This window comes from Thermodesulfobacteriota bacterium (genome assembly GCA_040755095.1).
Classification (GTDB): domain Bacteria; phylum Desulfobacterota; class Desulfobulbia; order Desulfobulbales; family JBFMBH01; genus JBFMBH01.
Genome location: JBFMBH010000079.1, coordinates 1 through 19672, shown reverse-complemented (window position 1 = coordinate 19672; position 19672 = coordinate 1). Strand labels below are relative to the sequence as shown.

The following is a 19672-nucleotide window of genomic DNA, read 5'->3' as shown; positions in this document are numbered from 1 at the left end:
GCTTTGGGGTCATGGGGATGGGGACACCCCGGGCCCTTCTCAATCCCACACCGCGTTCCACAGTTCACCGGTGGCGGTTTCCGGCAAAAAAAGGCCGGTGAATTGCAGTTTAATGACAAAAACAACAGCGGATACATTCTGGTCGGCGACACCCGGTCCGGGGAGCATCAGCATGAGGATGTCTACGTCGTAAGGATCGATGGCAGCGGCAATGAGATGTGGTCGAGATCTTTCGGGGACGATTCGCATACCAGTTACGGCGAGTCTGCTGTAACGACTCCGGATGGTGGTTATCTCATTTGTGGAAGGGTGCGCGAATTCCCTTATACAACCAGCAACAACTGGGACGTTCTTCTTCTGAAGGTTGACAGCAATGGAAATGAGATGTGGAAGAAGACCTGTGACGCTGGCGACCATGAATATGGGCAGTCGGTGACTGCAGCCCCGACAGGGGGGTTCCTGGTTGCTGGACACACGAAACTGTGCGCGGGCACCGGCGAAAGCGATATCTACTTACTGAGAGTTGACAGTGACGGCAACCAGATCTGGTCAAAGTCAGTCAGCTACTCCATCTATGACTATGGCAATGAGATCATTCCAAGCCTCGATGACGGTTTTGTGATCGTTGGCACAACAACAGGATGCCTCGGTTGCGAAAGCTCTGCGTATGTGCTCAAGATCGATTCTGACGGAAACGAGCTTTGGGCGGGGTCGTATGGTGCTGAACTGAGTGTTGGATCTTATGATTATGGCAACTCAATAGCAGCAACAGCGGACGGTGGGTATATTCTCACTGGGAACACGACGCCGGCCTACACCTGCGGCTCAAGCATGTACTTGATCAAGATCGATGACGCGGGAAATCAGGTTTTCCACAATGTCTTTCAAGGAGGTGGCTTCACAAGCGGCAATTCTGTTCGCCGCGCTTTTGACAACGGCTTCATTGTTTCAGGGTACACGCTTTCCAGCCAAACAGGCTATGACCTCTATCTGCTGAAGACCGACGAATACGGCCAGCAGTCGTGGGCACGGACATTCGGTGGTGTTGCGCTTGACTCAGGATGGTCAGTCTGTGAAACCGCCGATTTTGGTTATGTTGCTGTTGGAGCGACTGGCTCCTTCGGATCTGGGAAGACAGATCTCTATGTAGTCAAGACGGATTACTACGGAAATCCAGCTCTGCCCGGCCACGCCCCTGTGGCGAATGCCGGCTCGGACCAGACAGGTTACGCGGGAGAAGCTGTCGTCTTGGATGGAAGCGGCAGTTCTGACCAGGATGGCGACTACCCTCTGACTTTCTCCTGGGAGTTCATCTCCAAACCCGCGGGCAGCGCTACCACCATTGTTGGTTCCGGCTCTGTGAATCCGTCGTTCATCCCGGATGTCGCTGGCGACTATGTGGCTCAGTTGATCGTTGTCGATAACCGCGGTTCCGTAAGCGCACCAGACGAAGTCTTTGCTCATGTGTGTCCTGATGGTGACAGGGACAGGATCTGTGACGACGACGACAACTGCCCCACCGACCCCAACACAGACCAGGCCGACGGCGACCACGACGGACGGGGAGATGTCTGCGACCTCTGCCCCTTGGACGCCAACAACGACGCGGACGGCGATGGCGTCTGCGGCGATGTCGACAACTGCCCCACCGACCCCAACACAGACCAGACTGACGGCGACCACGACGGACGCGGGGATGTCTGCGACCTCTGCCCCTTGGACGCAGGCAACGACGCCGACGGTGATGGCGTCTGCGGCGATGTCGACAACTGCCCCACCGACCCCAACACAGACCAGGCCGACAGCGACCACGACGGACGGGGAGATGTCTGCGACCTCTGCCCCTTGGACGCCGGCAACGACGGCGACGGTGACGGCGTCTGCGGCGATGTCGACAACTGCCCCACGACAGCGAACCCGGGGCAAACGGACACCGACGCCGATGGAATCGGCGATGCCTGTGATCAATGCACGGATGTCGATGGAGACGGATTTGCAGTAGAACCTCCTTGTGGGCCCGTGGACTGTGATGATACAGCCGCAGCTGTTAACCCGATAGCGCCTGAAATCTGCACAGATGGGGTCGACAACGACTGCGATGGCGGAGTGGACTTTCAAGATGGGGAGTGTTCCGTCACAGGGCTGATCCGAGATCTGATAGGCATTATCAACGATCCAATCGCATTTCCGCCGGATTGGTTCAAGGGAGGAAGCGATAATCGCCGCATTCCTCTGACAAACATGCTTGAGTCTGCTATTGCTCTCATCGAGGCAGCCGAGGCTGAATCCGATCCAGTCGTGCAGGACCAGCTGTATCAGCAGGCCATCGCTGCGCTTGATGCTGTGAGACAGAAGTGCGATGGGTGCTACGGAGGCAACCCCAATAATGACTGGGTTGTCGATTGTGACGGACAGGATTTGATCGTGCCGAAGGTTGACCTGGCCATCTCGCTCATCCAGGCTCGGCTATAAAACAGGGTAAAGGCAAATGGTTGGTTGTCGTTTACCGAGAAATATCGACGAGTGACGGCGTTGTCATCACTGCGTATTTCCTCGACGACAAGCCGAAGGGAGCGATCGTATGGCGACAACAGTGACCGCCAGGACGGAGAGTTTCATCAAGGGATGCCTGAACATGGCTGCCGACATGATGAGGCTCCCTGCCCGGCAAGTCTGGATTGATTACGACAAGGAAGCTGATGTCTTGTATATGAGCTTTCGCAAGCCGCAACGAGCCACCAGGACCATAGAAGCGGACGAGGACATATTGATCCGGAAAGACGGACGTGCCATCGTTGGCATAACCGTTCTGAACGTCAGCACGCGCGGCCAGGACGGTGAGGTCATCTGATCTCCAAAGGCTACGCCGTGGTGACCAACAACGAACGGCACTTCGCCGTGATCCCTGGCGTGCGCTGCGTGAACTGGACCCGCCCGGCCGTCTGAGTCCGGACCGATCATGAATCACGGGGATCTCAACGTATGGCAGAGAGGGGCAGCCGCCCCTGGCGGTTCCGGCACCCGACATGGTCTCATGCACCTGGGGCGAGGCGTGACGTGACGACCCCCGACCAGATCGCCTTCTGGGCTGCCGAGGGCGAATCCGAAACCCTGGAGCTCAAGAAATCCACGGCAGAGAAGGAGCGCGCTTGCCGCACCCTCTGCGCCTTTGCCAATGGCCAGGGCGGGCGGCTGCGGTTCGGGGTGACGCCATCCGGGAAGGTGGTCGGGCAGATGGTGGCCGACCGGACGATGGAGGATCTGGCCCAGGAGTTTCAAGGATTCGAGCCGCCGCTGTTTCCCTTCGTGGAACGCGTGGCCTTGGGGGCCGGGCGCGAGGCGTTGGTGGTCACTGTGGCTCGGGGTGCCCGGGTGCCGGTGGCGTTTCGGGGCGTGGCCTACGAGCGGGTCGCACCACCCGGACGATGCCGCGCAGCACCTACCAGCGATTACTGCTGGAGGAGATGCACGCCACGGAGCGCTGGGAGAATCAGCCCGCCAAGGATTGGGACGTGTCCCGTCTCGACCACCGTGAGATGGTGCTGACCCTGGAGGAGTCCATCCGCCGGGGTCGGCTGGACGACCCGGGCACCCGCGAGCCGCTGGAGATCCTGCGTGGCCTGGGGCTGCTGGTGGACGGCCATTGCCTGTCCCGTGCCGCTGTCGCCCTGTTCTGCAAGGACGAGGAGCCGTTGCCGGACTTTCCGCAGCTGCTGCTCAAGGTGGCGCGGTTCAAAGGCGTGACCCGCGACGAGTTCCTGGACAACCGGCAGTTCCACGGCAATGCCTTCGCGCTGATGCGCCGGGCGGAGCGCTTCCTGATCGAATCCCTGCCAATCGCCGGACGCATCGTGCCCGGCCAGATGGAGCGAGAGGATACGCCCCTGCTGCCGGTAGAGGCGCTGCGCGAGGCCCTGGCCAATGCCTTCGTGCATCGGGATTATGCTGTCGGCGGCGGCTCGGTAGGCGTGGCGCTCTATGATGATCGCCTGGAGATCATCTCCATCGGCGAGCTGCATTTCGGCCTGACGCCGGAGGCCCTGTTCCGCGAGCACGAATCGAAGCCGTGGAACCCCATGATCGCCCGCACCTTCTATCGCCGAGGCATCATCGAGACCTGGGGGCGCGGCACGCTGAAGATCGCGCGCCTGATGCAGGAGTCCGGGCATGCACCGCCCACGGTGTCTGTGCGCGGAGGAGCCGTGATCGTGACCTTCCGCCTGCCGGCGATAGAAAGGAAGCGGCTGAAAACGCCGGTGAAAACGCCAGCCGCGATTCTGGAGCTGCTGCGGGAGAGGCCTGACCTGTCGGCGGCGCAGCTGGCAACGCGCTTGGGCAGGTCGAAGAGCGCCGTCGAGCGTGCCGTGCGCAAGCTGCGCGAGGCCAATCGTCTGGTACGCATCGGTCCCGACCGGGGCGGACGATGGCAGGTGGTCGATTGAGCCCCGGACCTCGCCACCTCGGCTTCACAGCAAAAGAACAACGACCCTTTTTACCTTCGAAATTCCTTGTTGGATATTCTGCGGTTCGTCTTGCACGGTAAGAGTCCTTCTCGCCATGCCACACGCTCATGACAACCGGATCGCCGTCATCGATTACGGCGCTGGCAATCTGTTCAGCGTCGTCCGGGCGCTTGCCCATCTGGGCGCCCAGGTGACTGTGGCTGACGGCCCGGCCGCCCTGGCGGCGGCGCCCCGGGCGATCCTGCCCGGGGTCGGTGCCTTTGGTGAGGCCATGGCGCAGTTGACCGACCGGGGGCTGGTGCCGGCCATCCGCGATTTCGTGGCCGCGGGCCGGCCGTTTCTGGGCATCTGCCTGGGCATGCAGCTGCTGTTTTCCGCCAGCGAGGAGTTCGGCCTGCATGCCGGGCTCGATCTTCTGGCCGGCCGGGTGACCCGACTGGCCTCCCGCCAGGATGCCCAGGGCTATCGCCTCAAGGTGCCCCATGTGGGCTGGAACCGGGTCCTGATCACCCCGGAGGGCCGGACGTCGGCCGCGGCGCTTCTGGCCGGCATCCCGGACGGCAGGTTCTTCTATTTCGTTCATTCCTTCGTGGCCAAGCCGGCGGATCCCACCTGGCAGGCGGCGGTCAGCCGCTACGGCGACCAGACCTTCTGCTCCCTGGTGGCCCGGGATCGGCTCTTCGGCTGCCAGTTCCATCCCGAGCGCAGCGGCGCCTTGGGGCTGGCGGTCTACCGCAACTTCCTGACCCTGGCCGGCTGACGGCCCCGCTCCCCCCGCCTGCCTCTTTCCCTGGCCTGCAGATTGTCGTCAAGCTGGGCCGCCGCTGTGACGATAACGCCCGTAAGGTATCTGTCACGGCGCCTCTGCCAGGATGGCCGCGCCGCTCGCCACCCCTGCCCCAAGGAGTGTGTCATGGCTCATCAGCCGCCAGGGAAGGTCCAGTACTGCGTCCGTTGCGTGATGTCCAACCAGAGACCGCGCATCACCTTCGACGCTGAAGGGGTCTGCTCCGCCTGCCGCTATGCGGAGCGCAAGCACCGCGAGATCGACTGGGTGGCCCGGGAGCGGCAGCTCGCCGCGCTTTGCGACCGGCACCGCAGCCGGGACGGCTCCTGGGACGTCATTGTGCCGGCCAGTGGCGGCAAGGATTCCGCCTTTGTCGCCCACCAGCTCAAAGACAAGTACGGCATGCATCCCCTGACCGTCACCTGGGCGCCCAACCTCTATACCGACATCGGCTGGAAGAATCTCCAGGCCCTCATCCAGTCCGGCCAGGACAACATCATGGGCCACCCCAACGGCCTCATCAACCGCCGCCTCACCCGGCTCTTCTTCGAGACCCTGGGCGACCCTTTCCAGCCCTTCATCTTCGGCCAGAAATCCTTTCCGGTGCGCATGGCGGTGAAGTACCGGATCCCCCTCATCATGTACGGCGAGAACGGCGAGGTGGAGTACGGCGGCGACAAGAAGAACGAGAACAGCCCCACCCACAACCTGGGGGATGATCTCGTCCGCCACTACTTCTCCGGCATCGGCCCGGAGGACCTCCTGGAGCACGGCTTCACCCCCGGCGACCTGGCGCCGTATCTCTTTCCGTCGCAGGAAGAGCTCCGGGAGAGCGGCATCCAGTGCCACTTCTACGGCTACTACCACAAGTGGATTCCCCAGGAGAACTATTACTACGCTGCCGAGCACTGCGGCTTTGTCGCCAACCCGGAGCGCAGCGAGGGCACCTATTCCAAGTACGCCTCCCTGGATGACAAGCTGGACGGCTTCCATTACTACCTCATGTTCATCAAGTTCGGCATCGGCCGCGCCACCTCCGACGCGGCTCACGAGATCCGGGACGGCCACATCACCCGGGAGGAAGGGGTGGCCCTGGTGCGGCGCTACGACGGCGAGTTTCCGAAGCGGCACTTCCGGGATTTTCTGGACTACTGTGATCTCACTGAGGAGCGATTCTGGGAGATCGTCGACCGCTTCCGCTCCCTCCACCTCTGGGAGCGGACGAACGGGGTCTGGCGCCTCAAGCACCAGGTGGACAACCCGCCAGCGGCAGATCGGCGGGCGGAGATCCGGCCGCACAGCCTGCCGGCGGTGGTCGTGCAGTGACGGGCGGCTCCTTGCCACGGCCATGACCTTGTGGGTACACTGGGCGTACAGAGCGTGCGCAGGAGGTGAACCGAAGGCCATGCCAGCCCATCTCTGCGATGAGAGCGCCCCCCAGAAGGCCGCCAACCTGAGCGTCAACAGCGATCTGCTCCGGCAGGCACGGGGCGTAGAGATCAATCTGTCCCAAGCGCTGGAGCAGCGTCTGGTGGCGCCGTTCGCTCACGAAAGACGACAGCGCTGGCGTGAGGAAAACCGTGCGGCGGTGAGCGCTTACAACCACCGCATCGAGGCGGACGACGCATTCAGCGACCCCGTGCGGAGCCCTTGAATGGCGCGGCTTGCCGGCGTGCCGCGAGCCCTGGGCCGCAAGGTCACCTCCCTGGCGAGGCACCGGGATACCATCCTGGCCGCCCTCGATTTTCTGTTCACCGGTATCTGACCACCGCCGCGGACCGACGGCACCCCTCTGCGCATGCCGAGCCCATCCGCCTCCCCGGCCCGCCCCGACCCCGCCATTTACAAGGCCAACAACCAGGCACTGGCCCGGTATCGGCCCGAGCTGCTGGCCCGTCTGGAGGCGCTCCTGCCCGCGGACCGCACCGAGGTGGTGCTGCAGCCTGCGGCCAACGGCTCCTGGACAGCGGTCGCCCGCAACAGCGCCGACGGCCGTACGGTAACCCTGCACAGCACCACCGATCCTGAGGTCGAGGCCCGACAGCTGGCGGACCAGGCCGAGTGCCAGGCCGGGGAGGTTCGCTGCCTGGTCGGCCTGGGGCTGGGGTTCATGGCCGTGGAAATCATGCGGCGCCGCATCCCACTTCTCAAGCTTGTGGTGATCGAAACCAGTCCACGTGTGCTGGCCGCCGCCATGCAGGTCCTCGATCTGACTGAGCTTATGGCCAGCCAGGATGTCTCCATCCTCCTGGGCCAGGATCCCGACTTGGCGCCGGTGCTGGCAGAAAACCATGTGGCCATCCTTGGCGGTGGCCTCAGGGTAACAACCTATGAACCGGCCCGGGAGCTCTTCCCCAACCAATGCCAAGGGGTACTCCGCCGCCTTCGTGAGGATGCGAGTGCACTCACTGGCACGATCACCACCATGAAAAGCCTCGGCCAACTGGCCCTGGACAACGTCACGGCCAACGCGACTGTAATGATGCGCTCGGCCAACCTGGCGGTCCTGAACGGCGCTTTGACCGGCCACCCGGCCATCATCCTCGGCGCCGGTCCTTCCCTGGCGCCAGGGATCGAGACCCTGCGGCGCTGGCCCAACCGCGCCTTCCTGGTGGCGGTGGACTCCGCCTTGCCGGTGCTCCTGCGCCACGGCCTCAAGCCGCACCTGGTGGTCTCCGTGGACTGCACCGAGGAATGCTTCGAGAAGTTCCGGCCCATCCTCGCGGAGACAGAGGTGCCGCTCTGCTACGCCTCCATCGTCTTCCCAGCCGTGCCCAAGCTCTATCGCCACCCGGTGAAGTTCTTCGCAGCCGAATCCGGGAGCTTCCTGTCGGACATGCAGGAGCGCTGGGGCGGTTGGGCCCCCTTCCCGCGCCGTCTCCGCGGCGTGGCCCACATGGCCTTCCATGTGGCGACCCTATGCGGTGCCTCGCCCCTCGTCCTCCTGGGCTTCGACTTGGCCTACACAGGCTTTCGCTCCCATGCTCCGGACATGGCGGTACCGGTCACCATCAACCTCGACGCGGCCCCCTGGGTGGAAGGGATCGATGGCCACATGCTGCCGACCATGAGCCAGTTTGTGGGTACGCGTACCGATCTGGAGTGGCTGATCCAGGAATCCGGCATGCCGTGCTTCAACGCCAACCGTTCCGGGGCCCGAATCAACGGTGCGCCGGCGGTCGAGCTGGACGCCTTGCTGGCCAGCGGTCCCGCTTTCCAGGCGGATCCGGCGGCCGTACTTGCCCGGTGCTTCGCCGACTCCCCTCGTCCCCTGCCCGCCGAGGTGCTCGCCCTGGCGGACCGCCTGGCTGGCGAATGCCGTACCCTGGCCCAGCAAAGCCAACAGGCACAAGAGGCCGTTGACCACGCCCTGTTGGCCCTGCGCCGTGACCGGACGCCGCCGGGCCGGCCACGCCAAGGCCGGACCGCCAAGGCCTTCTTCCGGGCCATCCATGCCAGCGATGGGGTGGCTGCCGCCGTGAATAAAATGGGATTTCGGGACATCCGCTATTTGCTGAGCGGCCAAGTGGAGTGGCTTCAGGCGGCCGAGCGTCGTCTGCAGGCTTTGGCACACACTCACACCCAGGAAGAACGTCTGCGGGAAGAGCTCACCCTGCTCCACCGGTCCATGGACCTCTATGCAGAAGCCATCTCCACCTCGACCGCCCTGCTGCAACGCTTGCGACGACGTCTGGACGGGGAGATCCGGCTCACCGCCCAGCTGGCCGCGGTCCTGGCCGCGCCCGAGCGGGCCGCGCTGCTGGTGGCGCTTGGTCGTGTTTACCTGGATTATGGCGACCTCGCCGAGGCGGAGCACGCCCTCTTGGCCGCCAGCGCCCTGACCGGCATGGACGGAGAAAAGACCATTCTCCTCGCCCAGTGCCGTCGCCGCCAATACCGCTTTGCCGAGGCCCGGGAGCTGTTGGCCGCAGCCGACCTGCCAGCCGGGCAGCCGGATCTTGCCGCCTACATGGCAGAAGCCAGCGCCTGGCTGGAGAAAAGACTGGAGACGATCCGCCACCACATCGATCTCGACGCCACCTTTGTCAATCTCCCCCTGGCCATTACCTACTGCCAGGACCTCCTGACGTGGCAGCCCGGCCTGCAAGGGGCCGAAGAGCTGCTGCAGCGGGCCCAAGCCAAGAACGCCAGGTATGAGCAAAGTAACGCCCTTCTTGTCCCCATCTTGACCCTGGAGGAGGAGCCGGCCCTGGCCCGGGTGGAGGAGCTGCTGGCTGCCGGCGAGGCCAGCCTGGCCACCCGCGCCCTCATGATCTTGTGCCGCAAGTTCCCCGCCAGCGGCCGGCTCCGGGAGCGGTTCGCCTTGCTCCACCTGGACAGCGGCCGCATGGAGGAGGCTCAGCGTCTGCTGGTGCAAGCCATCTCCCTCGCCCCGGAACGGCACGAAGGCCGGATCCACCTGGCTGCCCTCCTGGCCCAGCAAGGAGAGCTCAACGAGGCCCTGGGGTACCTGCACCAGGCACTGGCTCTCGATCCTGCGGGTCTGGCAGCCCTGAATGAGGGGGTAGGGGATCTGGCCGCCGAGCTCGGCCGCCACCAGGAGGCCATCGTCGCCTACGAACGGTTCTTCCTCGCCTTCCCTCAGCGACGGGATATCCTGCGCCGCATGGGCTACTGTTACCAACAGCTCGGCCAACAAGCCGCTGCCCAGGCCGCGTGGCAGGCGGCCGCCCCGTGACCGCTCCTGCCCGCCCCGACCCCGCCATTTACGAGGCCAACCGCCGGGCCCTGGCCCGGCACCGGCCCGAGCTGCTGGCCCGTCTGGAGGCGCTCCTGCCCGCGGATCGGACCGAGGTGGTGCTGCAGCCCACGGCCAGCGGGTCCTGGACAGCGGTCGCCCGCAACAGCGCCGACGGCCGCACGGTGACCCTGCACAGCACCGAAGACCCGGAGGCCGAGGCTTGCCAGCTGGTCGACGAGGCGGGCTGCAAGCCAGGAGAGCTGCGCTGCCTCATGGGCCTGGGCCTGGGATACATGGCCCGGGAGATCCGGAAGCGGCAGGTCGCGCTGCTTACGCTCCTGGTGATCGAGGCCAGCGCCCAGGTCTTTGCCGCCGCCCTTGAGGCCGTCGACCTCACCACCCTCCTGGCCGACGCCGATGCCACCCTGATCCTGGGTGAAACCGAATCCTTCGAGCCGATCCTGCGCCGCCACGAATCGGCGATCAGCGCCCAGGGGCTGGCGGTGACCACCTACGAGCCGGAGCGCCAGCTCTTTCCCTCCTTCTGCCAACGGGAGCTGCGCCGCCTTGCCGAGGAGGCCAACTCGCTGGCGGGGCTCACGACTTCCCAGAAGAATCTCGGCCGCCGGATCTTCAGCAACATCATGGCCAACTGCACAACCGTGCTCCAATCCGCCAATCTGGCCTGTCTGGCCGGGACCATGCAGGGCCGGCCGGCCGTGGTGCTCGGGGCCGGACCCGGCCTTGCGGCCGGGATCGAGGTTTTGCGGCAGTTTCCGGACCGTGCCTTCCTGGTGGCCGTGGACTCCGCCCTGCCCATCCTGGCGCGAGAGGGCCTGTCTCCCCACTTGGTGGTGACGGTGGACTGCACCGAGGAGTGCTTCGAGAAATTCCGCTCCGGCCTCGATCAGACCGCACGGGCCCCCCTTTGCTATGTCAACGGGGTTATTCCCACGGTGGCCAAGCTCTACCGCCATCCGACCAGGTTCTTCCTCGCCCAGTCCACGAGCTTCCTGCACGATCTGCAGCACCTCTGGGGCGGCTGGGCCGAGGTCCCTGCCCGCTTTCAGGGGGTCGCCCACCTGGCCTTCGAGGTGGCGGTCATCAGTGGTGCCTCGTCCATCATCCTGCTGGGATTCGACTTGGCCTACACCGGCTTCCGCTCCCACGCCGACGGCATGGCCATGCCCGTCACCATCAACCTGGCCAAGGCGCCGTGGGTGGAGGGGATGGACGGCGCCATGCTGCCCTCCATGCAGCAGTTCATCGGCACCCGCACCGACCTGGAGGCCCTCATCCGGACCTGCCCTGCCCCCTGTTACAACGCCAACCGCGCCGGCGCCAGGATCGCTGGCGCACCGCCGATCGACCTTGCGGCCTTCCTGGCCGCCCAGCCGACGCCCGCGGCTGCTCCGGGGGCGCTCATCGCCCAGGCCTATGCCCAGGCCGGCCGGCCGAGCCGGTCTGACCTCGGGCGCCTGGTGGCGTCCCGCCTCCACCACCTCCGTCAGGCCAGCCTCCGGAACCGGCAGGCGGCCAAGGCGGTAAGTCTGGCCTGGCAGGCCCTGGCCCGGCAGCCCGGGGGGCACCGTCTGCCGCCAGCCAGGAAGGCTGTGGCCAAGGCCCTGACCGCCTACGAGCAGGCTTACAAGGCCCTGACCCAAGCCCAGTTCGAGGATATGGCCTACCTGGTGATGGGTGAGATGCGGGCCCTCCAGGCCGAGGAGCACTGTTTCAAGGCCACGGCGGCTTCCCTGCCCGAGGGGCAGAAGGTGCGCACCGAGCTGTCTCTGGTACGCCGCTCCCTGTCCGTGCAGTTCGAAGCCCTGGACCAGGCGACTGCGGCACTGGCCCGGCTCCAGGCCAGGTTGGCGGCCGAAGAGCGGCTGCAGCGCCTGGCCGAGGACGCCGCCAGCCCTCAGGAGCGAGCGGCTGTTCTCACCGAGGCAGCCCAGGCCTTTCTGGACTACGGCGACCTGGGCCAGGCCGAACAGGCGTTGCAGGAGGCGACGCTCCTGGCCGGCAGCACTGATCTCCGCCAGGTTCTGCTTGCCCGCTGCCTCCACAGCCAGGGCCGACTCGCCGAGGCCCGCCAGATCCTGGCCACCGTCCCATCAGGGCAGGATCTGCCGGCCCTGACCGCCTTCCGCCAGGAGGAGGCGAGGTGGCTTGGCCTTCGGCTCGCCGCGATCAGAAAGCACATCGACCTGGATTCCACCTTCGTCAACCTGCCCCTGGCCATCGCCTACTGCCAGGATGTCCTGACCTGGATGCCGGAGCACGCCGAGGCCCAGTCCCTTCTGGACGAGGCCCAGGCCAAGAGCCACCGCTACCAGGCTGAAAATGCCCGCCTGGCCAGCATGCTCAGCCTGAATGAAGAAGAAGCCCTGGCCCAAGTCGAGGCGCTGCTGGCCACCGAAGACGCCGCCCTGGCCGGCCGTCTTCTGGGGATCCTGACCCGGAAATATCCGGCCAGCGGTCGCATCCGGGAGCGGCTGGCGCTTCTCCGCCTGGAGGAGGGCCAGCCGGCAGAGGCCGAGCAGCTCCTGGCCCAGGCCATCTCCCTCGCCCCCGAGCGGCCGGAGGGCCGGGTCCACCTGGCGGCCCTGCTGGCGGAGCGGGGGGAGCTGGCCGAGGCCCGTGGGTACCTGAACCAGGCCCTGGCCCTCGATCCCGATGGCCTGGTGGCCCTGAACGAGGGGGCAGGGGATCTGGCCGCCGAGCTCGGCTGCTACCAGGAGGCCATCGCCGCCTACGAACGGTTCTTTCTCGCCTTCCCCCAGCGGCGGGATATCCTGCGCCGCCTGGGCTACTGTTACCAGCAGCTGGGTCAAACGGCCGCTGCCCAGGCCGCTTGGCAGGCGGCCGCCACCTGAGCCCAGAAAAGGACCTTTCCGCCATGCCCGCCCCTGCCGCCGCTGGCCCCCACTGGGAGGCCAACCTCGCTCTGGTGGCCCAGCACCACCCCCACCTCCTGCCGTTCCTGGCCAAGGCGCCATCCGCCGCTGACCCGGTGGAGGTGAGCACCTTCCCCTCGGCCAGCGGTTGCGTCACCGCCCGGGCCTTGGATCGCTCCTCGGGCAGACAGGTGCTTTTGCACAGCGACCAGGATCCCCGGGCCGAGGCCAGGACCCTGGCGGATTCCCTTCAGCTCAAGGGCGGCGAGCTGCGCTGCCTGGTGGGGCTGGGTATGGGCTATCTGGCCCTGGAGATCGCCGGCCGCCAGCTGCCCTTGCACCGGCTGCTAGTGGTGGAGCCCAGCCCCGAGATCCTGGCCGCCGCCATGGCCCAGGTTGACCTGGCGCCACTTTTGACCGCCGACGGGATGACCATCCTGGCCGGCACTGAGCATGCCCTGCAGGGGTACTTCGAGGCCAACCAGCTGGCCCTTTCCCTGCACGGGGTCTTCATCACCACCTTCGAGCCGAGCCGTGAGCTGCTGCCCGAGGCGACCACCCTGCTCAACCGCCGGCTCCGGGAGGCGGGGCAATCGATCCTCGGCCAGATCACCACCATGCAGCACGTGGGCCGCCAGACCCTGGACAACCTGATGGCCAACTGCACCGACGTGCTGGCGGCCGCCAACCTGGGCAGCCTCATGGGGACCTTCAGCGATCGGCCAGCGGTAATCGTCGGTGCCGGACCGTCCCTCAACGAGGCGCTGCCCACCCTGGCCTGCTGGCAGCACCGGGTCCTGGTAGTGGCGGTGGACTCGGCCCTGCCGGTCCTGCTCAAGGCTGGCATCCGGCCGCATCTGGTGACCACCGTCGACTTCTCCGGCGCCTGTGTGGACAAGTTCCGGGACGTTCTCGACCAGGCCCGAGAGGTGCCCCTGTGCTTCGTCCATGCCGTGAACCCCCTGGCCGTGAAGCTCTATCCCAGCCCGGTCAAGTTCTTCCTGGCGCCCACCGTGGGCTTTCTGGCGGACATGAAGGATCTCTGGGGCGGGGTGTGGCTGCCCCACCCGCCCATGCAGGGCGTGGCCCACCTGGCCTACACCGCGGCGGCCATCAGCGGCGCGCGGCCCCTGGTGCTCCTGGGCTTCGACCTGGCCTACACCGGCTTGCGCTCCCATGCCCAGGGCATGGCCATCCCGGTGAGCCTCAACCTGGATGACGCCCCCTGGGTGGAAGGCCTGGACGGCGCGATGCTGCCCACCATGTTCCAGATGCTGGGGATGCGGGCCGGCATCGAGCAGCTGATCCGCATCTTCCAGGTGCCGTGCCTCAACGCCAACCGGCAAGGGGCCCGCATCCAGGGAGCCGAATCCTGTGATCTGGCCTCCTTCCTGGCCGCCCTGCCGGAGCCGGACCAGGAGGCGGCCGCCCGGGTGGCGGATCGTTTCCAGCAGGCACGAAAGCCGCAAGCCGATGAAGTGATCGTGATGCTCCGGGGGAAGCGGCAGGGCCTGGCGGCAGCGCTGACTGCCTGCCGGCAGAGCAGCCGCCAGGCCGAGAAGGTCGAGCGCCTGCTGGAGCAGGATCCCTTTGCCGAGGAGCGGCCCCGACCCAAAACCCTGGCAGCGGTGGAGCGCACCCTGACCGACTACGAGGCCGCCATGGCGGCGATCCAGGCCGCCGGGGTCCAGGACGTCGACCATCTCCTGTCGGGCAGCAATCTCGATCTCCAGGCCGAAGAGGCCCGGCTGGTCATCGACCAGGGGGATTCCCCGGCCCGGGCCAAGGTGCTCCGGGAGATGCGGCTCATTACCCAGGCCATGGAGCATCGCCTGGAGGCCTTGCGCGTGGTGGACGATGCACTGGCCCGGCTCCTCCGACGCCTGACCGAGGCCCAGCGCCTGCAAAGGCTCCTGGCCGAAAGCCCCTCGGCGGCCGGGCAGGCGAAGGCCTTGGCCGAGCTGGGCCGGGTCTATCTCGATTACGGCGATCTCCTGCTGGCCGAGGGCGTTCTGCGCCAGTCCCTGGCCCGGCGGGAGGCCAACGGCGAGGCCCACTATCAGCTCGGCCAGGCCCTCTCCCGGGCCGGCCGCCACCAGGAGGCCCTGCCCCATCTCAAGCGGGCCGCGTCCCTGGCCCCGTATCGCAAGATCCGCGATGCCCTGGCAGTGGAGCTGGCCTGGCCGGAGCGCACCCTGGCCAAGGCCAGGAGCTATGTCACCTCTACTGGCCCGGGCTATGTCCGGCTGCCGTGGGCCTTGCGCCTGTGCCGCCAGATCGCCAGCGCCTACCCGGAGCACCAGGGAGCCCGGGAGCTTCTGGCCAAGGTCGAGGCTGATCTCGCGGTCCAGGAGGAGGCCGTGAGCGGCATGGCGCAGCTCCTGGCCGGCTCCGAGGAAGAGGCCCTGGCCCGGCTTGACCATCTGCAGGCCGGCGGCGAACGGGAGCGCGCCCTGCGCCTCGCCAACATCCTGATCAGGAAATATCCCCGGAGCGCGCCCGCCAAGGAACGGCTGGCCCTGCTCCAGCTCGAGGGGGAGGGCCAGGAGGAGCAGGCGGAAAGCCTGCTGGTGCAGGCCGTTTCCCTGGCCCCGGACCGGCCCGAGCCCCGTATCCACCTGGCTGCCCTCCTGGCGAACAAAGGCCAGCATGCCGAGGCCCTGGCCTATCTTGCCGCCGCGCTCTCCCTCGACCCCACCAGCCTCGCCTTCCTCCACGAGGCCATGGGGGATCTCGCCCGCCGGCTGGGGGATCCGACCACGGCCATCGGCCACTACGAGGCCTTTTTTCTGGCCCACCCGCAGCGGCGGGATGTCCTCGGCCGGCTGGGCGACTGCTACCAGGCCCTGGGCAAGACCGAGGCCGCCGCTGCCGCCTGGCAGGCCGCCGCCGGCCGCCCGGCCTGACCCGACCTCGCACGCACGGGCGGACCTGCGCTGCAGGCCTTTCCGGCCCTGGCGGAAAGCTGCCTGCGATCGCCGCTTTTCCCTCAAGTACGCCCCGCCTCATGTCGATAGGTAAGTTGAATCGGACCTCGACCACCCTTTTCGGTGCCTTCCAGGAGGTGATGCCGCCGGGTCAAGACGAACAATCCCCATCCAACCGTGCGGGGCAAGGATTGCCCCGGTAACCACACACGCAGCAAGGAGGGTTTTCCACCATGGGACTTCGGATCAACACCAACATTGAAGCACTGAACGCCCACAAGAACCTGTCGCGGACCGACAGCCTGCTCAGCAAATCCCTGGAGCGCTTGTCGTCCGGCCTGCGCATCAACAAGGCCGCCGATGACTCCTCGGGCCTGGCCATCGCCGACGGCCTTCGGGCCCAGCACACCGGCATCAGCCAAGCCGTCGCCAACGCCAACGACGGGGTGAACATCATCCAGATCGCCGACGGCGCCTTGGAAGAGTCCATCAACATCGTCAACAGCATCCGCACCAAGGCGGTCCAGGCCGCCTCCGACGGCCAGAACACCAATTCCCGCCAGGCCATCCAGGCCGACATCAACAAACTGCTGGAAGAGCTGGAGATGATCGCCGACACCACCCAGTTCAACGGCGTCGCTCTCCTGGACGGCAGCTTCACCAACAAGATCTTCCAGGTGGGCGCGTACAAGGGCGAGACCATCGGCGTCTCCATTGCCGATGCCCGGGGCAGCAAGGTCGGCGCCATGGCCTATGCCGCCACGGCCCGGGATCCGGAGGCCGCGGTGTCGCAGCCCTTCCTCCAGGGCGGCGAGGTGACGGCCGAAAGCCTGTCCGACGGCGACATCTACATCAACAACACCAAGGTCGGTGCCACCGCGGCCCACACCATCTATTACGGCGCCCAGAGCGTCTCGGTCGGCAACACCACGGCCATGGCCAAGGCCCAGGCCATCAACGAGAAGGTCAATACCACCGGCGTCCAGGCCAAGGCGACCACTGAGGCTGTCATTGAGCTTGACTCGGCCGGCTCCTACACCATCAACGGCGTCCGCATCAGCGGCGGCTTGGCTGCCGACACCGCGGCCGAGGTGGTCAGCTTCGTGGCCAACAACGGCTCGCTGCAGAAGATGGGCATCAGGGCAGAGAAGGTCGCGAACGACCAAGTGCGCCTGATCGCCGAGGATGGTCGCGACCTGACCATCGCGGTGGAATCGGGCATCACCTTCCAGGGGGTGGACGCCTCGGCCAAAACCCTTACCGTCAAGGGCACCCTGACCCTGTCCAATGCCCGGGCCATGGTGGCCGGCTCCAACTATGTCAAGGCCGGCACCATCAACGCCGGCGACCTTCTGATCAACGGCGTCGACCTCGCGGCCGGCGGCTCCATCACCGTCATCGACTATGACGGCAACCGCACCCTGGTCAATGCCATCAACGGCAACCAGGACCTGCAGCGGCTGGGCATCCGGGCCGAGGTCTACAACCCGGGAGGCGGCAGCCGGATCCGGCTGATCTCGGACAACCAGGCCATCACCATCAGTGGCAGCAACACCTCTACGGTGGCTGGCCTGCTCACTGGCACCACCAGCGGCACCAGCACCACCGGCGTGGTGGTCACCGGCAACCCGGTGGACTCCGATGCCACCTCGGACAACTACCTGCGCAAGCTGGGCTTCGACGGCGCGCGCTTCGGCTCCTCGGAGACCTCCGGCTATGCCAACACCGGCGGCAACGACACCGCGGTCCTGACCCGCGGCTATCTCACCGGCTCCCGGGTCACCAGCAGCTCCCTGTCCGACGGCGACATCTACCTCAACGACACCAAGATCGGCGCCACTGCGGCCCACAACATCTACTACAGCACCCAGGCGGTGGCGGTAGCCGCCACCACGGCCCTGGCCAAGGCCCAGGCCATCAACGACCAGATCAATGCCAGCGGTGTTCAAGCCAAGGCCACCACCGAGGCGGTGATCAAGATCGACTCGGCCGGCTCCTACACCATCAACGGTGTCCGGGTCAGTGGCGGCCTGGGGGCCGACACGGCCGACGAGCTGGTCAGCTTTGTGGCCAACAACGGCTCCCTCCAGAAGATGGGCATCCGGGCCGAGAAGGTCGATGCCGACGAGGTGCGGCTCATCGCCCAGGATGGCCGGAACATTTCGATCGCCGTGGAATCCGGTCTCACCATCAACGGCGTGGACGCCAGTGCCAACACCGCCACTTTCACCGGCACCCTGTCCCTGTCCAACGCCCGGGCCATGGTGGCGGGCACCGGCCAGATCACCGCCGGCACCATCAATGCCGGCGATCTGGTCATCAACGGCGTCGACCTGGCAGCCAGCGGCGCCCTGACCGTAACGACCAATGACGGCGACCGTACCCTGGTCAATGCCATCAACAGCAATGAGACCCTGCAGGCCCTGGGCATCCGGGCCGAACTCTACAACCCGGACAGCGCTGGCGCCCGCATCCGGCTGATCTCCGACCGGGAGACGCTCACCATCAGCGGCACCGCCTCCGCCACCGTGGCCAGACTGGAGGGCGGCACCACCGAGGGCACCCAGAGCACCCAGATGAAGATCTCCGGCAACCCGGTGGACAGCGACACCAGCTCGGACAACTACCTGGTGAAGATCGGCCTATCGGGCATCCGCTACGGTGCCAGCGAGCAGGACGGCGTCGACAACACCGGCGGCAACGACCGGGTCTTCTTCGGGGCCGACCGCCTGTCCTATGCCACTGGCGACGTCTCGGTCAACGGCTACAAGATCGGCACCCCCTCGGACGACGGCCTCTCCGACGCCTTCGGCGACAAGAGCGCCGCGGCCTGGGCTGCCGCCATCAACCTGGTCAGTGGCGAGACGGGGGTGGAAGCGGACGTCATCAAAGCCTCCCGGACCGGCGCCGGCGCCGTGGCCGCAGGCACGCTCCAGCAGCGTGACCTGGTCATCAACGGCGTCGACATCGTGCGGGACAACACCGGCGGCTCGGGGATGGCGCTCCTGGACGGCGACGCCGACCATACCCTCATGGACGCCATCAACGAGTACAAGGACGAAACCGGGGTCATCGCCAGCATCGACAGCGACGGCAAGCTGGTCCTCTCCGCGGTGGACGGCCGCAACATCCATGTCCAGTCCACCGCCAACGGCAACAAGTACGTCAAGTTTGAGGCCGACTTCGGCTCCAACGGCGTGGCCCAGGACTCGGTGTACTTCGGCAACATCCGGCTGGTCGCCGACTCCCAGTTCACGGTGGACGGGGCGGGCGCCTCGACCTCCAGCCGGGAGCTTTCGCTGCTCAAGATGGGGCTGTCGGGCGGCGGTGCCTCCACCGGCGCCACCTCGGACCTGAAGGGTGACGGCACGATCACGGCGGGCCTGAACTACGCGACGGCCATCGCCAAGGTCGACGTCACCAGCCAGGAAGGGGCATCGATCGCCATCCGCAGCGCCGACTTCGCCCTGAAGCGCCTGGACGAGATCCGCGGCAACCTGGGCTCGGTCCAGAACCAGTTCACCAGCACCATCGCCAACCTGTCGGTGACCCGCATCAACGTCCAGGCCACTGAGAGCTCGGTCCGCGACGTGGACTTCGCGGCGGAAAGCTCCAACTTCTCGAAGATGCAGGTCCTCATGCAGGCCGGCACCTTCGCCATGTCCCAGGCCAACGCCACGTCCCAGAGCGTCCTGAGCCTGCTCCAGTAAACCCTTCGCCCGGACCGGGGTGGCTTGCCGCCACCCCGGTCCGGCTGGCTCCATGAACGGCCGCGGGTTCCCGGGCAGGTCCGATGCCCCCCGGGAAGCCAGAAGAATTTTGCCGGAGCCCGGTGGCACGCCATCGGCTCCACCCGCCGGGGGATGAATCCCCCGGCTACCTGGGGCTGCTCTCGC

At 66.3% G+C, this 19672-nt stretch carries 10 protein-coding genes and 1 pseudogene; all 11 read left to right on the top strand.

All coding sequences use genetic code 11. The features are described 5' to 3' along the window. Window positions 1-102 precede the first annotated feature (102 nt). Window positions 103-2472 carry a thrombospondin type 3 repeat-containing protein gene (locus AB1634_12270; GenBank protein MEW6220292.1) on the top strand — a complete coding sequence of 790 codons (2370 nt, stop codon included), beginning with the start codon at window positions 103-105 and terminating at the stop codon, window positions 2470-2472. A 109-nt stretch (window positions 2473-2581) separates the two neighbouring features. After that, window positions 2582-2851: a DUF2283 domain-containing protein gene (locus tag AB1634_12265; protein MEW6220291.1), complete on the top strand. Its 270-nt coding sequence runs from the start codon at window positions 2582-2584 to the stop codon at window positions 2849-2851. Window positions 2852-2982: 131 nt separating this feature from the next. After that, window positions 2983-3399: pseudogene (locus AB1634_12260) on the top strand (ATP-binding protein). Window positions 3400-3425: 26 nt separating this feature from the next. Next, complete coding sequence (locus AB1634_12255) at window positions 3426-4442, top strand: ATP-binding protein (GenBank protein MEW6220290.1); 1017 nt, start codon at window positions 3426-3428, stop codon at window positions 4440-4442. A gap of 115 nt (window positions 4443-4557) precedes the next feature. Then, window positions 4558-5223, top strand: coding sequence for an imidazole glycerol phosphate synthase subunit HisH (hisH, locus tag AB1634_12250; protein ID MEW6220289.1), 666 nt, complete (start codon window positions 4558-4560; stop codon window positions 5221-5223). A gap of 153 nt (window positions 5224-5376) precedes the next feature. Next, the gene (locus AB1634_12245; GenBank protein MEW6220288.1) at window positions 5377-6576 is read left to right on the top strand and encodes an N-acetyl sugar amidotransferase; all 1200 of its coding nucleotides are present in this window, start codon (window positions 5377-5379) and stop codon (window positions 6574-6576) included. A gap of 79 nt (window positions 6577-6655) precedes the next feature. After that, a complete protein-coding gene (locus tag AB1634_12240) occupies window positions 6656-6904 on the top strand; it encodes a type II toxin-antitoxin system CcdA family antitoxin (GenBank protein ID MEW6220287.1) in 249 nt (82 codons plus the stop codon). Between the two features lie 144 nt (window positions 6905-7048). Next, window positions 7049-9949 carry a 6-hydroxymethylpterin diphosphokinase MptE-like protein gene (locus AB1634_12235; GenBank protein MEW6220286.1) on the top strand — a complete coding sequence of 967 codons (2901 nt, stop codon included), beginning with the start codon at window positions 7049-7051 and terminating at the stop codon, window positions 9947-9949. Next, entirely contained in the window at window positions 9946-12828 is a 2883-nt protein-coding gene (locus tag AB1634_12230; protein MEW6220285.1) for a 6-hydroxymethylpterin diphosphokinase MptE-like protein, read from the top strand. The genes AB1634_12235 and AB1634_12230 overlap by 4 nt, the downstream gene beginning before the upstream one ends. Before the next feature lie 23 nt (window positions 12829-12851). Further along, window positions 12852-15755: a 6-hydroxymethylpterin diphosphokinase MptE-like protein gene (locus AB1634_12225; GenBank protein MEW6220284.1), complete on the top strand. Its 2904-nt coding sequence runs from the start codon at window positions 12852-12854 to the stop codon at window positions 15753-15755. A gap of 254 nt (window positions 15756-16009) precedes the next feature. Beyond that, window positions 16010-19486, top strand: coding sequence for a flagellin (locus AB1634_12220; protein ID MEW6220283.1), 3477 nt, complete (start codon window positions 16010-16012; stop codon window positions 19484-19486). Window positions 19487-19672: the final 186 nt, after the last annotated feature.

What these genes read in the sequence shown, in the direction of transcription:
- AB1634_12265 (MEW6220291.1), top strand. Translation starts at nt 2,582, where the DNA reads ATGGCGACAACAGTGACCGCCAGGACGGAGAGTTTCATCAAGGGATGC.
- AB1634_12255 (MEW6220290.1), top strand. Translation starts at nt 3,426, where the DNA reads ATGCCGCGCAGCACCTACCAGCGATTACTGCTGGAGGAGATGCACGCC.
- hisH (MEW6220289.1), top strand. Translation starts at nt 4,558, where the DNA reads ATGCCACACGCTCATGACAACCGGATCGCCGTCATCGATTACGGCGCT.
- AB1634_12245 (MEW6220288.1), top strand. Translation starts at nt 5,377, where the DNA reads ATGGCTCATCAGCCGCCAGGGAAGGTCCAGTACTGCGTCCGTTGCGTG.
- AB1634_12240 (MEW6220287.1), top strand. Translation starts at nt 6,656, where the DNA reads ATGCCAGCCCATCTCTGCGATGAGAGCGCCCCCCAGAAGGCCGCCAAC.
- AB1634_12235 (MEW6220286.1), top strand. Translation starts at nt 7,049, where the DNA reads ATGCCGAGCCCATCCGCCTCCCCGGCCCGCCCCGACCCCGCCATTTAC.
- AB1634_12225 (MEW6220284.1), top strand. Translation starts at nt 12,852, where the DNA reads ATGCCCGCCCCTGCCGCCGCTGGCCCCCACTGGGAGGCCAACCTCGCT.
- AB1634_12220 (MEW6220283.1), top strand. Translation starts at nt 16,010, where the DNA reads ATGGGACTTCGGATCAACACCAACATTGAAGCACTGAACGCCCACAAG.